Annotated in this window: 17 protein-coding genes, 1 tRNA gene and 1 pseudogene; 3 read left to right on the top strand and 16 right to left on the bottom strand. The window is 38.5% G+C overall.

Features of this window, described 5'->3' with window-relative positions; translation table 11 throughout:
• Positions 1-10: 10 nt before the first annotated feature.
• The 10 genes and pseudogenes from ArsFIN_RS15815 to ppiB form a co-directional block, all read right to left on the bottom strand.
• Positions 11-1,170, bottom strand: a protein-coding gene (locus tag ArsFIN_RS15815; RefSeq protein WP_135677411.1) for an IS3 family transposase whose coding sequence is annotated in 2 segments (ribosomal slippage) — positions 11-891 and positions 891-1,170 — 1,161 coding nt in all. Because the reading frame shifts where the segments join, the coding sequence is not laid out codon by codon here.
• 43 nt (positions 1,171-1,213) lie between these two features.
• A complete protein-coding gene (locus ArsFIN_RS15810) occupies positions 1,214-1,630 on the bottom strand; it encodes a LuxR C-terminal-related transcriptional regulator (RefSeq protein ID WP_246067259.1) in 417 nt (138 codons plus the stop codon).
• Positions 1,631-1,717: 87 nt separating this feature from the next.
• Positions 1,718-2,473 (bottom strand): annotated as a pseudogene (locus tag ArsFIN_RS15805) (SPFH domain-containing protein); the annotation flags it as partial.
• A gap of 20 nt (positions 2,474-2,493) precedes the next feature.
• Positions 2,494-3,351 (bottom strand): co-chaperone YbbN, encoded by an 858-nt coding sequence (locus tag ArsFIN_RS15800; protein WP_026823503.1) that lies wholly within the window; start codon positions 3,349-3,351, stop codon positions 2,494-2,496.
• A gap of 82 nt (positions 3,352-3,433) precedes the next feature.
• Positions 3,434-4,201, bottom strand: coding sequence for an SDR family oxidoreductase (locus tag ArsFIN_RS15795; RefSeq protein ID WP_026823502.1), 768 nt, complete (start codon positions 4,199-4,201; stop codon positions 3,434-3,436).
• A 113-nt stretch (positions 4,202-4,314) separates the two neighbouring features.
• The gene (locus ArsFIN_RS15790; RefSeq protein WP_026823501.1) at positions 4,315-5,559 is read right to left on the bottom strand and encodes an MFS transporter; all 1,245 of its coding nucleotides are present in this window, start codon (positions 5,557-5,559) and stop codon (positions 4,315-4,317) included.
• An 86-nt stretch (positions 5,560-5,645) separates the two neighbouring features.
• Complete coding sequence (purK, locus tag ArsFIN_RS15785) at positions 5,646-6,734, bottom strand: 5-(carboxyamino)imidazole ribonucleotide synthase (RefSeq protein WP_026823500.1); 1,089 nt, start codon at positions 6,732-6,734, stop codon at positions 5,646-5,648.
• Positions 6,731-7,261, bottom strand: a complete 531-nt coding sequence (purE, locus tag ArsFIN_RS15780; RefSeq protein WP_026823499.1) for a 5-(carboxyamino)imidazole ribonucleotide mutase — start codon at positions 7,259-7,261, stop codon at positions 6,731-6,733. Before purE ends, purK begins: the two co-directional genes overlap by 4 nt.
• 126 nt (positions 7,262-7,387) lie before the next feature.
• Positions 7,388-8,113 (bottom strand): UDP-2,3-diacylglucosamine diphosphatase, encoded by a 726-nt coding sequence (lpxH, locus tag ArsFIN_RS15775; protein WP_026823498.1) that lies wholly within the window; start codon positions 8,111-8,113, stop codon positions 7,388-7,390.
• A 9-nt stretch (positions 8,114-8,122) separates the two neighbouring features.
• Positions 8,123-8,617, bottom strand: a complete 495-nt coding sequence (gene ppiB, locus ArsFIN_RS15770; protein ID WP_026823497.1) for a peptidylprolyl isomerase B — start codon at positions 8,615-8,617, stop codon at positions 8,123-8,125.
• Positions 8,618-8,886: 269 nt separating this feature from the next.
• Here ppiB and cysS point away from each other — a divergent pair, with 269 nt between their 5' ends.
• Positions 8,887-10,278: a cysteine--tRNA ligase gene (cysS, locus tag ArsFIN_RS15765; protein WP_026823496.1), complete on the top strand. Its 1,392-nt coding sequence runs from the start codon at positions 8,887-8,889 to the stop codon at positions 10,276-10,278.
• Positions 10,279-10,448: 170 nt separating this feature from the next.
• Here cysS and ArsFIN_RS15760 read toward each other — a convergent pair whose 3' ends face one another.
• Together ArsFIN_RS15760 and ArsFIN_RS15755 are read right to left on the bottom strand one after the other, a co-directional pair.
• Positions 10,449-11,018 (bottom strand): peptide deformylase, encoded by a 570-nt coding sequence (locus ArsFIN_RS15760; protein ID WP_162143428.1) that lies wholly within the window; start codon positions 11,016-11,018, stop codon positions 10,449-10,451.
• A 256-nt stretch (positions 11,019-11,274) separates the two neighbouring features.
• Complete coding sequence (locus ArsFIN_RS15755; RefSeq protein ID WP_034249982.1) at positions 11,275-12,522, bottom strand: glycoside hydrolase family 68 protein; 1,248 nt, start codon at positions 12,520-12,522, stop codon at positions 11,275-11,277.
• 375 nt (positions 12,523-12,897) lie between these two features.
• On the opposite strand from ArsFIN_RS15755, the gene ArsFIN_RS15750 reads away from it, so the two are divergent.
• The gene (locus ArsFIN_RS15750) at positions 12,898-13,086 is read left to right on the top strand and encodes an ogr/Delta-like zinc finger family protein (protein ID WP_071846887.1); all 189 of its coding nucleotides are present in this window, start codon (positions 12,898-12,900) and stop codon (positions 13,084-13,086) included.
• Positions 13,087-13,209: 123 nt separating this feature from the next.
• On the opposite strand, the gene ArsFIN_RS15745 is transcribed toward ArsFIN_RS15750, so the two are convergent.
• Positions 13,210-13,422 (bottom strand): RNA-binding S4 domain-containing protein, encoded by a 213-nt coding sequence (locus ArsFIN_RS15745; protein WP_026823494.1) that lies wholly within the window; start codon positions 13,420-13,422, stop codon positions 13,210-13,212.
• A gap of 8 nt (positions 13,423-13,430) precedes the next feature.
• Positions 13,431-14,303, bottom strand: a complete 873-nt coding sequence (folD, locus tag ArsFIN_RS15740) for a bifunctional methylenetetrahydrofolate dehydrogenase/methenyltetrahydrofolate cyclohydrolase FolD (RefSeq protein ID WP_026823493.1) — start codon at positions 14,301-14,303, stop codon at positions 13,431-13,433.
• A 194-nt stretch (positions 14,304-14,497) separates the two neighbouring features.
• On the opposite strand from folD, the gene ArsFIN_RS15735 reads away from it, so the two are divergent.
• A tRNA-Arg gene (locus tag ArsFIN_RS15735) sits at positions 14,498-14,574 on the top strand.
• A gap of 69 nt (positions 14,575-14,643) precedes the next feature.
• On the opposite strand, the gene ArsFIN_RS28605 is transcribed toward ArsFIN_RS15735, so the two are convergent.
• Together ArsFIN_RS28605 and ArsFIN_RS15725 are read right to left on the bottom strand one after the other, a co-directional pair.
• Entirely contained in the window at positions 14,644-14,994 is a 351-nt protein-coding gene (locus tag ArsFIN_RS28605) for a helix-turn-helix transcriptional regulator (protein WP_034250145.1), read from the bottom strand.
• A 555-nt stretch (positions 14,995-15,549) separates the two neighbouring features.
• The gene (locus ArsFIN_RS15725; protein WP_135677991.1) at positions 15,550-16,908 is read right to left on the bottom strand and encodes a phage tail fiber protein; all 1,359 of its coding nucleotides are present in this window, start codon (positions 16,906-16,908) and stop codon (positions 15,550-15,552) included.
• Positions 16,909-16,959 lie beyond the last annotated feature (51 nt).

The following is a 16,959-nucleotide window of genomic DNA, read 5'->3' as shown; positions in this document are numbered from 1 at the left end:
TGTAGAAGATCTAAGCGGCATTTTTTAGTTCATGATATTTTTGATGTGGCGTTAAATAACCAATCGTTGAATGGCGTCGATAATAATTGTAAAACTGAATATAATTTTCAACTTCACAGACAACAGATTGATGATTCATAAACGATAAACGGTTAAGTCTTTCTGTCTTTAAACTCCTAAAAAATCTTTCCATCACGGCATTATCGAGGCAATTACCTCGCCGACTCATGCTTTGAGTTATTTTCCGTTCAAAGAGGTGCGCCCTAAACTCCTCCGATGAATATTGGCAACCTTGATCTGAATGGAACATCAAACTTGTCGTATCCGGTAATTGCCGTTCAATTGCGTTATCTAAGGCTTCTTTCACTAATTTCGAATCCGGTTTTGTTGATAAGGCATAACCAATAATTTCTTTGGTGGCTAAATCCAACACACAGGCTAAATAGCTCCACCCATAGTGATGTCTAATATACGTGATATCCCCGACATAATAGTGATTATGCTGTTCAGGGGAAAATTGTCGTTTAAGCAAATTAGGGGCATATCGATGTTCGTTACCCGATGAGTGATAGTAGTGCTTTTTCGTTGGTCTAATTGCAACTAATTGATTTAATTTCATGATGTTCGATATTTTATAAGTGCCAATTTGGTGCCCTAAACCCTTTAACTCGGCTTGAATACGTCTTTTGCCATAAATTTGACCCGATGTATAAAAAATACGTTTGATTTCGCCACACAGTCTTTCATTTTCAACTGTCGGTATTTTCGTTTCATAATAAAAACTACTGCTGCTTACTTCAAAAAGATGGCATAACTCAGTGACCGTAAAATTGGGGTACATGATTTTCAGTTGCTTCACGATTTTGAGTTTTGATTGTCGAGGATGAAGTAAGCCGCGGCTTTTTTTAATATGTCATTATCCCTCTGAGCACGCTTAAGTTGAACTTCTAATTCTTGTATGCGCTGTTGCTCGGGTGTTAACGCTTTTGATTTTACAGGCGTATTCCCATTTAACTCGGCAAGATATTGTTGCTTCCATCGTGATACGGCAGATTTACCCGCACCGGATATTTTTTCAACTTGGATATTGCTATATCCACCTTCAACCATGAGTTTTGCATATTCCAGTTTTTGCTTTCCGCTAAAGGTTACTTTTACTTTTCGGGTCATATTTATACCTATAAGATTTTGCTTAATTATAAGCTATAAATCTCTACAGTTTTATTAGACCACTACACCGGATGCTGGTGAAGTCGATTTGCATTTGTTGACCTGGCTGTGTTTCAAAACGGACGACTACTTCGGGAACAATGCTTGGTTTAAATTGACAAACAAATCGGCGTAATTGAGCAATACCACCTTGATAGCCGTTTTCAACTACCTCATCAAATAAGACTGTTGCAGGGATCCAATCAGGTTTAGCCAGTTCAATTCGCTGAAGCAAATAAGGTTTAAAGGGGGATAATTTAGTCGGTTGTTGACTTCTTTTAGCATAAGTTGGCATTGTCTGTTGTTGTAAATGATGTTTTACGGTGTTACGGGATATACCCAACTCACTGGCAATTTTTCGAAGGCTTTGTCCTTGTGCAAAGCGAACATGAATATCCACAAATATCTCCTTGGTTAACATAAATTATCCGTACAAAAATGTGCGAATAATACCAAGTGGATCAGTTTTAGATGATCGTTAGTGGATCAGTTTTGCATGATCGGTGACAATATCACCATTGGCAATGGCATTAGAGACCATTTGGGTTGCCTTGGCTTCGGCTTCTGCGGCGCGCTCTCTTGCTTCAGCATGTAGAAATGCTGATTGACGTTCACCTTCAGCTTTTAAAATTTGTGATTGTTTTTCACCTTCAGCCTTTAGGATAGCTGCCTGACGTACCCCTTCGGCCTCAAGAATATCGGCGCGCTTGGTTCTTTCTGCTTTCATTTGGGCATTCATGGCATTAATTAATTCTTTCGGCGGCCTTACATCACGGATTTCTATCCGAGTAATTTTTAATCCCCAGGTATTCGTGGCTTCATCAACAATATGTAATAAACGACTATTGATGATATCCCGTTGAGACAAAATTTCATCAAGTTCCATGGCCCCTAATACCGTACGAATATTGGTCATGGTGAGATTAATCACTGATAATTCAAGGTTATTTACTTCGTATGCAGCGCGAACAGGGTCAACAACTTGAATAAAACAGACCGCATCAATGGTGACATTGGCATTATCTTTAGAAATAACTTCTTGCGAAGGAATGTTGAAAACGCGTTCCATCTTATTGATTTTTCGTCCTATTTTATCCATAAAAGGGACAATGAAATGTAATCCCGGTAATAGTGTACGGGTATAACGGCCAAAACGTTCAACCGTCCATTGAAAGCCCTGTGGCACGGTTTTGACACAAGTTAAAACAATGACAATAGCGACAAAAATAATGATAGGTATGGCACTGAAAGAAAATAAGTCCATGGCATTTTTCCTGGTTGATGTTAATAAAGTAGTGAGTAAATCTGATGACGGTAGCGATTTGTTAAAGGATCACTAGGGCCTAAAGCAGATAAAATATCCATCATGGTTTTTTTCACCGAACCGTTTCCTGCCGACAAATCTTTCTTCAGAAAGGTTAGCAAAATTTCTAATGCTTCTTCATTTCTATTTACTTCATGTAGTTTAAGTGTTAGCTGTACGGCTAATTCCGTGTTTTCTGGCTGTTGAGCAAACGTCTCTTGTAATTGCTGAATTTCCGGTGTATCTGCGGCTTTTTTTTGTAGTTCAATTTGGGCTAATAAACCTTGATAACGGCTATCTTGATCTTGAATAGCAATGGTGTTCAAAATTTTCTGGCTTTCGTCTAATTGGTTGAGGCCAATCAATGCTTCTGCATAGGTTAAACTAATTTCACTATCATTAGGCGCTAGTTGATGGGCTTCTTTTAACAATGGCAAAGCTTCCGCAGTTTTTCCAGCGGCCATTAACTCAATCGCTTGAGCGGTTTTTAATTCTTCTGTTGTTGGCAGGACATGGGTTAACATTTCGCGGATAAACTCTTCAGATTGAGGTCCCTGAAAACCATCAATCGGTTGTCCTTGCTGTAATAAGTAAACGGTTGGAATTGCTCTTAATCCGAATTGAGCGGCAACCATTTGCTCCGTATCACAATTGACCTTGGCGAGGGTGAATTGGCCTGCATACTCAGCCGCTAATTTATCCAGTGTGGCCCCAAGTGCTTGGCAATGTGGACTTTGTGATGACCAAAAATAGAAAACAACCGGTTGTGTCATTGATTTTTCAATGACTTGTTGCAGATTAGATTCATTTACGTCGATGGCATAAGCAGTTGCTAGCATGGTGTTTCTCTTAAATTATGTTTTCTGTAATCCCTATAAAATAAGATCAAAATTGGTTATTTCAAGGGGGAGAAGGGATTTGTTATGTTAAAAATCTATCCATCAATCGATCAGGTAAAAGACGTTTCATAAAGGCAATAGCGTAAGTTAGTAGTGTCACCCGATAGCGAATTTTTGGTTTAGGGCTCTCCAGTGCATGGAGTAGTCGTTTGACAACGTGTTCTGGCGTTAATGCTAGCTTTGCAGCAATAGCCGGATTTTTAACTGGATTATCTTTGTTGGTTTGATCGACGTTATCAGTAAAACGTGTCTCAATTGGCCCAGGTTCGATAATACACACTTTTACCCTTGATCCCTTTAATTCAAGCCGAAGGGCATCTGACCAAGCCTCTAAAGCATGTTTACTTGCTGCATAGGCACCACGGCCAGGAGAAGAGACAATGCCTAATACAGAACTGGTCTGAATAATACGTCCTTCGCCATGAGGAAGCATAGCCGGTAACAATAAAGTGGTAAGTTGATGGATACTAAAAAAATTAGTGGAAAACTGCTGTTCTAGTTGTTGTCGGCTAATGGTACTAAGTGAGCCATAGACACCATAACCCGCATTGTTAAATAAGGCATATAATCGGCCATTAGTTAATTCGATAACTTGTTGAGCGGCTTGTTTTACACTTTCTGCCTTATCCATATCGATTTTAATGGGTTCAAAACCTAGTGTTTTCATGGCAATTAAATCGGCCTCTTTCCGACAACCCGCTAATATTCGATAACCTTTGCTTAGCAAAATTTTGGCAGCGCATAATCCAATACCACTTGAAGTTCCAGTAATAAAAATCACTCTTTTCATGGTTTTTGATCTCAATAAAATTATCAGGCTAGTTGTTAGTATTGATTCTTAATGTCAACATATAAAGCGCTAAATAAGTAAATAAGAATGTTTTTTAATTACAATTTGTAATTTTAAGTGACTCGTTGTACTGGCGGTTTCATTAATAGTGTTAATAATAAAATGATGAGAACAGGAAGTGCAATAATTAAAAATGCAGGCGTAAAACTGGCTGTATAATCTTTTATTATTCCGCCGAAGAAGGGGGCAAAACAGGCGCAAGTAGAGAGTAAATTCATGACGGAAAAAAGTTCTAGGTATGGACCTCGGCCAAAATAGTTAGCCAGTAAAACACTTGAGGCTAGAAAGGTCATGCCATAGCCGATACCAACACCAAGCGTAAATAAAATTAGCCATAGCCAAGTTGTCGCAATACTGAGAGCTATAAGCCCACAAATGATAATTATTAGGCTAATTATTAATAATTTTTTGGGTTCTAATTGCTCGCCGACCGCGCCGCCAGCAAGGCGAGAGAAGGCATTGATAAAAGCCATTACACTTAAAGAACCTGCGGCAATTGTTTCACTAAAACCTTGTTCTATGATGTGAGCAACGGCAAAGCTATTAACGGTAATGCCACACCACAAGAAGGCGGTATAGCTAGCAGCAATGATATAAAATTGCCAGGTGCGTAGTGCGCCACTGGCAGTCCATATTTCTTTTGTTTTGTAGATTGTTTCAGAAGAGTGGTGTGTCAACTTGTCAGCGATCGCTTTGGCATGTGAAATTTCACGCTGTCCTTCACGTAAAGTTAATAGCGTGATAAAGACAATAATGGCCAAACAAAGCGCAGAAATGACCCAATGTATGCGCCATGAACCCCAGACTCGTGTTGCCAAAAAATAGATCCAAGGCCCGATCACGCCGCCTAAGCCACCAATAGTAAAGTAAAAGCCAAAAGCGAGCGATTGTTTTTCAAACAATCGAGAAATAACATAAGTACCAGGTACTGTTGCTAAAAAGGTAAAGCCAATACCTAACAGGGCGGTACCGGAAAAATAATCAAATAAACTGGTTGTAGAATAGAGGTAATAAAAGCCAAGAGTAAAAATAGCGAGGCCAAATAATAGTGTTATTCTAAGACCCAACTTGCGGATCATTAAGGTTGGTAGATAGCTTGATAAACCACAGGTTAATCCTAAGATCGTGAATCCAAGACCTGCTTCTGCCCAGTTCCAATTGAATTCATTAATCATGCTTGGTAGCACGACACCCAGCGAAGTAAAAGTGGTTGCTGTTGATAAAAAGTAAATTAATCCCAGTAAGAGTAACATATACCATGGGTAAATAGGACCAAACATTTGTTGTTGTGCAGGCATTATAACTCCAAAGCAGACAACTATTGCATGAAAACAGTAAGCTTAACAATATACTGGTTTATTCAACATGGTAGTTGTTTTTATTTTTACTCATTATGTCGTGGGACATGTATCAATTTTGTGTTTAGCCATGCAATACTATCCTTATATTCATTAGGAAGTAAGGGTTGTATTGTCTTTAGTGAGTTATTTATCGCTTGCCAATTATTACTACACAAATTTAGATGGCCTACTTTACGCGCTGGACGAACATCTTTTTCATACCAATGTAGATGAACTAAAGGTAGTGACAACCATGCGGGATTTAATGCTGTACCTATCAAATTAATCATGACGGCCGTAGTATCTATGTTAGGGGTAGGAATTGGCAGATTTGAAATGGCCCGCAAATGGAGTTCAAATTGACTGATAGAAGCGCCATTTTGCGTCCAATGGCCACTATTATGAACCCGTGGCGCTAATTCGTTAATGAGTAGTTTATCATTTAAAATAAAACACTCCATTGCCATCACACCGACATAATTTAATGTTGTCATAATGGTCGACAGCATCAATTCTGCCTGCGTTTGCAATTTTTTATCAGGCTGAGGAAAAGCGATACTGGCTCGTAGCATGCCCTCTTGATGCAGATTATATGTTAGTGGGTAAAAGACACATTGGCCCTTTATATTACGTGCACCAACAAGTGAAACTTCACCAGTAAAGGGAATAGCTTTTTCAACAATCGCCTGGCCATAAATTTCAGCGGGTAGTATTGATAGATTGTTAGGTGTGATACGCCATTGACCACGGCCGTCATAACCACCAGTGCGACATTTAACAATAACAAAATCGCCTAACTCGGTAAATAATTGTGGCCATTGTGTTTGATTAATAAGCGGCTGCCAAGGCGCCGTCGTTAACGATAAAGAATCTAGTAGCTGTTTTTGTGGCAACCGGTCGGCCAATTGTGGAAAGATATCGCGATTAATAAAACTAGGCTGGCGAGCTAATTCACATGTAAGCGGCGTTTCTGGCCAGCGTTCAATTTCGGCTGTTATGATGCTGTGTTGATAAGGGATCGTCTCTAATGTATCATCGATACCGATAGGATAGACGCTAATGCCTATCGGTTCTCCGGCTTGACGTAACATGCGACCTAACTGGCCATTACCAAGGACGCAAATCGGTTTCATTCCCCCTCCCGCGGATCGGGATGGCTTAAGACATCATTAGTTTGTTTTAAACGCCAGATGGATAAACGCTCATAAAGCTCACTATCTGTGCCAGCGAGGAATTGAGCTGCCAACAATGCTGCATTCGCTGCTCCTGCTTTACCAATTGCAAAAGTAGCTACCGGAATACCCTTTGGCATTTGCACAATCGAATAAAGACTATCAATACCATTAAGCGTGGCGGTTACAACAGGGACGCCAAAAATAGGAATTAGCGTTTTAGCTGCTAGCATACCGGGTAAATGTGCGGCTCCACCAGCACCAGCAATGATAACCTTGAATCCTTTTTCTTTTGCTTGTTCAGCAAATTTGAAGAGTTTATCTGGTGTGCGATGAGCAGAAACAATTTCTACGTGATGAGGTAGTGTGAGTTCACAGAGTATATCGGCAGCATATTTCATCGTGCACCAGTCGCTTTTGGAACCCATAACGATGGCAATTTTGGGGCTAGAATGTGACGATTTCTGTGCATCAAATTGAGCGCTCATTAATTTGTTGCTCCTGCTTTAAGTCATTTATTGATGGCAAATTAAGTGAGATAATATCATGGCTAATAAAGAAGGAAAACGTTTGCCTAGTTTTTTCATCGCAGGATTATACTGAGATGGGAAATGTTAATAAAAAGGGAAATGAAGCAACTCGATAGTTTTAGGCGTTATTTTGATCACTGAGCCATTTTGATCCCAAGCACCTAACACTGCTCGGTGTAATATTTTACCATTAACATTAATTTCATGGATCGCTGGACGGTGCGTATGGCCGTGGATCATCCAATCGACTTGATATTTCCGAAATTTTTCAATTACCGCTTGTTCATTGACATCTGTAATGTATTCTGGCTTAAGCTGGGTGGCAGATTGGCTATTCTTACGCATTCTTTCAGCGATACGGTGGCGGGTTGATAAGGGAAGCGCTAAAAATAGCCGTTGCAACCAGCGATTATATACTCGTTTTCGATAACGCTGATAGGAAATATCATCAGTACAAAGCGTATCACCGTGTAAAATGAGGATATGGTGGCCATGTAGTGTTAACACTTTCTCCGCGGGTAATAAGGTCATGCCACTTTCTTTGGCAAATTTTTTACCCAGTAAAAAATCACGATTACCATGAATAAAGTAGCAAGGGACGCCTTTACTTTGTAGTTCCTTGAGTTCTTGCGCTATTGCTTCATGTAGTAGGCTGGGATCATCATCACCGATCCAATAATCAAAAAAATCACCTAATATATACAAAGCCTTAGCTTGACTCGCTTGTTCGCGTAAGAAATGCAGGAAACCGGCAGTAATAGCCGGCTCTTTTTCACTTAAATGCAAGTCAGCAATAAATAAGATTGCCATAGTTTGTAATTATTCGTTAACTGTTACGCGTTGAATGATAACATCTTCAATGGGTACATCTTGATGTAGGCCACTACGACCTGTAGTGATATCTTTAATTTTATCAACAGTCTTCATTCCGTCAACTACTTCGGCAAAGACACAATAACCCCAACCACTGTCCTGCTCTGAACGGAAATTGAGAAAGTCGTTGTCGACAACATTAATAAAGAATTGTGCTGTTGCTGAATGTGGCTCATTGGTTCTAGCCATCGCAAGAGTGCCACGTTTATTTTTTAATCCGTTATTCGCTTCATTTTTTATTGGATCCTTAGTCGTTTTTTGCAGCATTCCTGGTTCAAAACCGCCACCTTGGATCATAAATCCTTTAATAACACGATGAAAAATCGTATTATCGTAAAATCCATCACGACAATAGTTTAAAAAATTTTTTACCGTTATTGGCGATTTCTCATCAAAGGTTTTAATGACAATATCGCCAAAATTAGTGTGAAAAGTTACCATAATCACTATCCTGATAAATCGTTATATGTAATGTAAAAATCAAAAGCAAATAATCATAATTTAAAGTAGATCAGCTATTTTATACCATATTGGGCTGATTACGTCAGTATTTGTGGAATATTGAATAATTTCCTTGCGCGCCGTAGTTGCATAACTCAGAATATAGGGATCCAATAGCCGTGTTTATTGGTAGCAAGGGCATCTTGCATCGCCTTGTGATCAAAGTAAACCATTTACCGCAAGTACCGCTGATGATGGAAAAAGTCTCAATGTTGAAAATTTATAATACACTAAGTCGTCAAAAAGAAGAGTTTAGACCGATTACGCCAGGTAAAATTGGCATGTATGTGTGTGGTGTTACTATTTATGATTTATGTCATATCGGCCATGGCAGAACCTTTGTTGCTTTTGATGTGATTAGTCGTTATTTGCGTTATCTTGGGTATGATTTGACTTATGTACGTAATATCACTGACGTGGATGACAAAATCATCAAGCGGGCTGCAGAAAATAATGAGACATGTGACGCTTTAACATCACGTATGCTGATTGAAATGTATAAAGACTTTGATGCCTTAAATATTTTACGGCCCGACTTTGAACCAAACGCAACGCACCATATTAAAGAAATTATTGCTTTGACCGAGCGACTACTTAAACGCGGTCATGCTTATATTGCTGATAACGGCGATGTCATGTTCGCTATTAATAGCGATCCGGATTACGGTCTATTATCCCGCCAAGATCTCGAGCAATTACAAGCAGGCGCGCGTGTTGAAGTCGCTGATGTCAAGCGCAATCCATTGGATTTTGTGTTATGGAAAATGTCTAAACCCAATGAGCCAAGTTGGTCTTCTCCTTGGGGAGATGGGCGACCAGGTTGGCATATTGAATGCTCTGCCATGAATGGTAAACAATTGGGTGAACATTTTGATATTCATGGTGGTGGGGCAGATTTAATGTTTCCGCATCATGAAAATGAAATAGCGCAATCAACCTGTGCTAATGATGGGCCATATGTAAACTATTGGATGCATACTGGAATGGTTATGGTTGATCGAGAGAAAATGTCAAAATCATTAAATAATTTCTTTACCATTCGTGATGTATTGGCGCATTATGATGCCGAAACGGTGCGTTATTTCTTATTATCAGGGCATTATCGTAGCCAATTAAATTATACCGAAGAAAATTTAAAGCAAGCTCGCACATCACTTGAGCGTCTTTATACCGCTTTACGAGATACGGATGCTAATCATGTTAAATCTGCTGATAATGAAATATTTAAGCAGCGTTTTATGGCAGCCATGAACGATGATTTTAATACGCCGGAGGCCTATTCAGTGCTATTTGATTTGGCAAGAGAAATTAATCGTTTGAAAGTCGATGATATGGCAATGGCGAATGAGTTAGCCGTACAATTACGTCAATTAGCAAATATATTAGGGTTATTAACGCAAAATCCGGAACAATTCTTGCAAAGTCGCGCACAAGTTTCTCATAGTGCTGAAATAGAAAAAATTGAGGCATTAATTAAGCAACGTAATGATGCTCGCAAAAATAAATTCTGGGCACAGGCTGATTCGGCGCGTGATGAACTGACTAGAATGGGTATTATATTAGAAGATAGTCCGCAAGGAACCGTATGGCGTCGTAAGTAAACAACAGTAGCTAATTTTAGTCTATCTATCTGTTGTTGTTAGATTGATTATCTTTAGGTGAGTTTGATTTGCTGTGTGCATGAATGTTTTCTTATGTGAGTTATTGAAATTGTAGAATGGGCGGAAAGCAGAGCGGCAGCTAAGCTTTTCCCGTTAATACGACACTATCTCTATTCTTCTATTTTCATTATGTTCAAAGCTTCGGTGGTTGAAACAAATCGGCAATCATCACATAAATAATCAATGTATAATTTACCATTTAAATGATCTATTTCATGTTGAATAAGTCTTGCTAAAAAGCCTTTTGCATGAGCACTTATTTTCTTACCTTCTAATGTATAAGCCTCATAATATATTTCATTATAGCGATAAACTTCCCCCATTTTATTTGGTATTGAAAAACAACCTTCCCAATCTTTAATTTGCCCTGCATTTAATATAGGAGTATAAACCGGATTTATTAGTATAGTTGGTGATAAAGTATCATAAACATCTTTACGCTTTTCTTTTGCCTCTGGAGGTATCTGAATAATTACGATTTTAAATGGATAACCAACTTGAGGTGCGGCTAAACCGGCGGGTTTTCCTAAAGGGCTTTTTAAATTATGGAAAAATTTTTGAAAAGTAGAAATAAATTTTTGTTGGTTGCTATTTAGTGGGAATATTACAGATGTTGTTGACTCAAGTAATATATCGTGCTCGTCTTCTTCAATAGTAACTAATTGTATCGTATCTTTCATATCATTACCTTTTTTGCCATTGGTTAATGCATAACAACAATCTATTTTATTAAGGAATAATAGAATTAAACACAAAAATATTATCTTCATGATTGCTAATGATCTTTTCGTTTATTTAGTTGTGTTATTCAGAATATGGGTTGACATTTGAGTGCAAAAATAAAGCGTATTATTATACACTTTATTAGCGGTCATAAGCGATATTTTATAATAAAAAAGTAAATCGAAAATATCGCTCAATATAGTTATAATTTATTTATCTGATAACTACGTTTTTTATCGGTGGAATAAAACCATAATCAAACTGTTTGACGACAAAAGTTCTATTGCCGACAATTTTAATTTGAACAGTCGGCGCTTCGGTACCACCTACACGAAATTTGTCACCACGGCCAGGAACATTATCGATAAATGAAGTGACAAGACCATTAGGCATGACATAATGTGAGTAAGTTTGAAATGGTTGGGAAGATGGGTTACCTAACACTAAACCAGAGCCGTTAAGTGGTGTGTAGGGGCCGAATAATGAATCGCTGACAAAACCATAAACACCATCCGGGCCTTTCAAACCATCGGCATAGGTATATTGATGACTAATAGTAAAAAGATAATATTTTTCATCTTTAAACACAAAATGTGGCCGTTCTGTTTGATCATTCACCCCCACGGCAGTGATCAACGGAGGAAGGATTTCCCAACTATTTCCCATACTGTCTTTTGCCACTGCAAAACCAATGCAACCAACTTGATACTTAGCGCCGCCCACATCCTGAAAACCTGGCGGTACATCGCCCATATCATCGCTAGAAATAATGTGAGAGCCTCTGTCGCCAGCGACATTACCTTCAAAGACCATATAAAGATTGCCATCATTGGGATCAATAAAAGGACAGGGATCGCGGAAATTCCAATACTCATTCTGTTCTTCTGTCTGGTAATAAACACCATCGGCAGAAAACAGCGAAATAACCTTGTCAAAGCCACTTAATTTTACACTATTTTTGTCAGTTTGCACTTTACCACTAACTTTAGCGATAGTTGCGCCAGGGGTAACACAGGTATAATAAAGATCAATATCCCCGTTATCGTTTAGTAAAATAGGTGTACCAGCCCATTCACGCTCCGTTGGTGATACACCATCGTTCATTACTCGTCCACCGTATTGCCAACTCTTGCTATCTTTGGCATACCAAAAGCACATGCGAGCTCGACCATGTCGATCATTCCAGTCTTTTACAATATCGTAATTACCATTTTTGTCTTTAAATCGGTCAGGTTGCTTGACTGCCGTGAGGGTAAAAATAATTGACCAACCATTCACTGAAACAATATTGCCGTCAAGATCTCGTAATGGCATGGTATCCCAGATAAATAACTTTTCACTCATAACTGGAAAGTCAATACTGACCTTGGGTTGAGTTGTTGTTGGATCATCGAAATGAACCTTAAGCGCATCAGCTCGAGTCCAACAACTAGTAATAACCCTATCTCTTAATATGTCCATGATGTAATTTAATCTCCTTTCTTTATAGGAGTCTTTAATTTAACAATAAAAAAACAAATATTTAATGTTAAAAAAATCTGTCGTCAACCACACAACAAAAAGGGATAAAAACGCCCGTTTGTTGCTTAAAAGAAGATAAGCTAGTAGTGATGTAGGTAGTGGTAACTATATTGAAATATCAAATAATCAACAAAAAATAACAAAAAATAGATGGTTCTTGTTATCTAACCTTGGTATAACGAATTGATGCTCCATTTTTCAATGGATACTGGTTTGAATAGTGTTAATATTGAAGTAAAAGGCAGAGATTTATAAAGAAAACAGATCATTTTACCTCTATATAAATTATTCAATCTTAAGTTTTAGGAGGTGTATATGATGCGTTGCCCAGTTTGTAAAAATAACGCTCATACTAGAACGAGCCGTTACTTAACTAACAAAACGAAGGAATCTTATTATCAATATCAAAACATAAGATGTTCTTGTACCTTTAAAACATTAGAAAGTTTGGCCAGAATAATTTCTGCCCCAGAGACAGAAGAAAATATTACCATTGTTACCTAATAAGAATAATATTATAAAATATTTATTCATTAGATTAATAAAACAGTAAGTGATTATTTAAAAACGAGTGAAAATTTAGCCCCGCTATAAGGGGCATTATTAGATATTTTTTATGATTGATAATTACTCTTTAACTATGACGCAGTCATTAGCTAAAGTGACAATATTATTTTTGCTAATTTTACATCGTTTGCGGGTTTCAACTTTACCATCAACTTTTACCTCACCTTGGGCGATAAGCGTTTTGGCTGCGGCTCCGCTTTCCACCAAACCTTGCAATTTTAATAAATCACATAATTTAATATAGGGTTGGCCATCAAGATGAAAAATTTCCATTTTATCGCCTATGGGCAAGTATTTTGAGTGTCATGATATTCTTCACAGGCTTGTAAGGTATTTTGCATTAGTGTAGCCACTGTCATTGGCCCAACACCACCAGGCACAGGGGTGATCCAACTAGCGCGTTGTTGTGCTTCTTGATAACAGACATCGCCGGTGACTTTTCCATTTTCAAGCCGATTAATGCCCACATCCATAACAACCGCACCCGGTTTTATCCATTCACCGGGAATAAAATTTGCTTTACCAATAGCCACGACTAGCAAATCAGCTTGCTCTACATGATGACGTAAATTAGTGGTAAAACGGTGGGCAACAGTAGTTGTACAACCGGCAAGTAGCAATTCCAGACTCATAGGACGGCCTACGATATTTGAAGCACCAACAATAACCGCATTTAAACCAAGAAGTTTAATTTGGTAGCGTTCAAGTAAGGTAATAATACCGCGAGGTGTACAAGGTCGTAATCTTGGGGCACGTTGACAAAGGCGACCTATGTTATAAGGATGAAAACCGTCAACATCTTTATCTGGATGGATATGTTCTAATATCTTGATATAGTCAATAGTCTTAGGTAGCGGTAATTGCACCAGGATCCCATCAATTGCCTTATCATTATTAAGTTGATCAATTAATTGCAAAAGTTCAGACTCGGTAGTTTTTTCCGCTAAATCGTATGAGCGAGAAATAAAGCCGACCGCTTCACAAGTACGACGTTTACTGTTTACGTAGATCTGTGAAGCCGGATCATTACCGACTAAAATGACCGCAAGCCCAGGAGCTCGCTTGCCTAGTGAAAGTCTCAATTTAACTTTTTCGGCAACTTCCTGTCTGATTGTTTCGGAAATCATTTTTCCATCAATAATTTTTGCTGACATTATTTAGTTAATCCATAAAAATATTGCGTTACTGCTATTTTGTCAGAAGAAAGCGATGCTGTCAGTTTTATTAGTAGCCAGAAAATGAGCAGATAGATAATTTGTCACTGAAAAGACATTGACTCAGTGCTCAGCAACCGTATAATCCAACGACATTATTTTTATTATTGAATCAGCATTTTTCTATTTTCTATGCGCCCTTAGCTCAGCTGGATAGAGCAACGGCCTTCTAAGCCGTAGGTCGTAGGTTCGAGTCCTACAGGGCGCGCCAATAAAATCAAGGGATTACGAAGATTACCACGAGGTTAAGTTAAAAATCAAGGTCAAATGACGGGTCAAGTTAGTTATTCTGTAGTTCAACCCATCTGTTGTAACTTTCTTCTGACCAGCCAAGAAAAAGTCCACCTTTCGTCACCTTAGGCTTGGGGAATTCACCCTTTTTTATCATCCTCCAAATTGTTGTTCTGCTTTTATTCAATCTTTTTTCCATCTCTTCATACCCCATAAATCTTGTAGCATCAAATGTCGCCTCTGTTTGCTGTCTGTTAGCTTTAGCGGCGCGTTGTGCCGCTAACCATACCTTTCTAGCCTGTTCAATACGTAGATGGCTCCAAACATAACGACGTTCTGACATACCGCCAAAACCGTCTGGTACAGTTTCACTCAGAAAATCATCGAAGGTTTCAATCATTTCAAACCTCTATTTTTCATTATCTCGAGTAGAATATTTTGTACTTCACTTTTTGAGTTACGTCGATTCAACTTAAATAAGGTGATGTATGCCATAATGACCTCTGCTAAAATAAAGCCACTGCGCCGTTCCTCATGACAATGAGCAGTTGGTGAATTGTAGGAAGGGTGGGTTGTTGTGACGCAATAAAGGAGAGTTGGTCTGTTGCTACCAATCTATTTAATTTGCTATTCTTATGTCTCTGAATTAATGGGATATTATATTGATCTGCCTAATACGGGGGAAAAATAATGCATTTATAAGGACTGTTTCCTAAAATTGCTTTATCAACGTAGTAAAACTAGTTTTTTTGCAGCCATCGCTTAATCGAACGTTTAGACATTCCTAGCGATGTAAAACCGAAATCTCTACTTTGATCTCCAACGTAATCATCAGCAGTACCCTAAAACTGCCATTTTTACTCTGGATGGATTATTTTTGCACTGGTAGCGATAACAACAAACTAAGGTTAACAACTTCCCTCAACGCTGCTAATAGGATGCCCCTGTGATGGGGCTATTCGTTTTGTGCTTGATGTTGATTCCAGATTGAATCAACGGGCATCTCCACCCTCACATCTAGCCATGTGGATGCGGGAATATCACATGGCTCACCATCGGTATAGTAAACAGGACTTTTATCTATAATCTCTTTAATCCGCCAGTTCTGAAAATCTTCTGGTAAATGGGGGTGTTGTCGGTGAAAAGTCTGGATTTCAATATTACCGTCAGATAATACTTTATCTTTGATATAAATAAGCTCTAACCCATTAATATCTTTAGGCACTGAAATACCTCCATTCACACCCCAAGCACCGTCTGCATTATACCCCAACACCCCATTAATTAAATATTTCCCTGTATCGATTCGTTGAACAATCGCACCTTCGGACTTATCATTTGTTTCAAAATGCCCATCAGGATAAATTTTAATAATCGGTGAGGCTTTTTTGATAAAACCATTACCATCAACCGTTGTGTTATTTTCACTCCATTGCTTTTTTAACTTAAAAGACTGTTTATCCGCCAAATGGATAGCTGTCCATGTGTTCCCATAACCATCTAGAAAGAGAAAATAAAAACTATTCTTATCATACTGGAGTCTAATTCCTGAACCCCATTTACCATCAAAGCGGTCATCATCATAACCAAGATTACTAAAAAAACCACAGCCTCCTGTTATCGATTCATTTCCTCTTTCATAAATAGTTGTACCGCCTAATCCAAAATCACCCATCTGTATCAAGGTACCATCCTTATCCTGAAAGGCATGGGACACAACCTTATCCCCGTGCTTTGAGTTTATTTTCCCAGTATTTAATTGCACATCACCGTTAATCTCACCGCCCGTTTTATCAAATTTTTTATCTAACTTTTCGCTTATTTCTACAACATCTTTAGCATCTGCTTTGCCTTTTACTGTTTCCTTGATTTCATCGATAGCACTTGAGTCTGCTTTTCCTTCGACTAATTCTTGCAGTGCCTTGATTGACTCTAACTTGACTGTTTTACCGCTGGGTGTACTTATTTCAACGACACCAGTCTCAGTCATCCACAAATCCATATTTTGTAGGAAATAGATGATGTAAGTGTTAGCTGCAACCAGTGCTCTTGCCGCATCACTATTATTATTTGGCTCAGTGAGATTAATGCTGTAAGTGGTGTCTGTTGCGCTAAAAGTCGGCTTATCTGCTAGCGTTAATTCAGTGTCGCTGTTAACGGCTAATATCATGTACGGATAGTTAATATTACCGTTTTTAATCAGCATTAACATGCCGGGTGATACGAGGGGGTTATTGCTGTTCCATTTTGTGTCAGTGCCTTTGACAATAGAAGAGCCTGACACGACAGTTACGGTGCCATCTGAATAAATCATATTTATTTCCTGAAATTTTGATATAAAAAAAGACGACTAAGTGTTATCAGA

Source organism: Arsenophonus nasoniae (genome assembly GCF_004768525.1).
Lineage (GTDB): Bacteria > Pseudomonadota > Gammaproteobacteria > Enterobacterales > Enterobacteriaceae > Arsenophonus > Arsenophonus nasoniae.
Note: the sequence above shows the minus strand (reverse complement) of the source record. Positions and strands in the feature narration are given on the sequence as shown.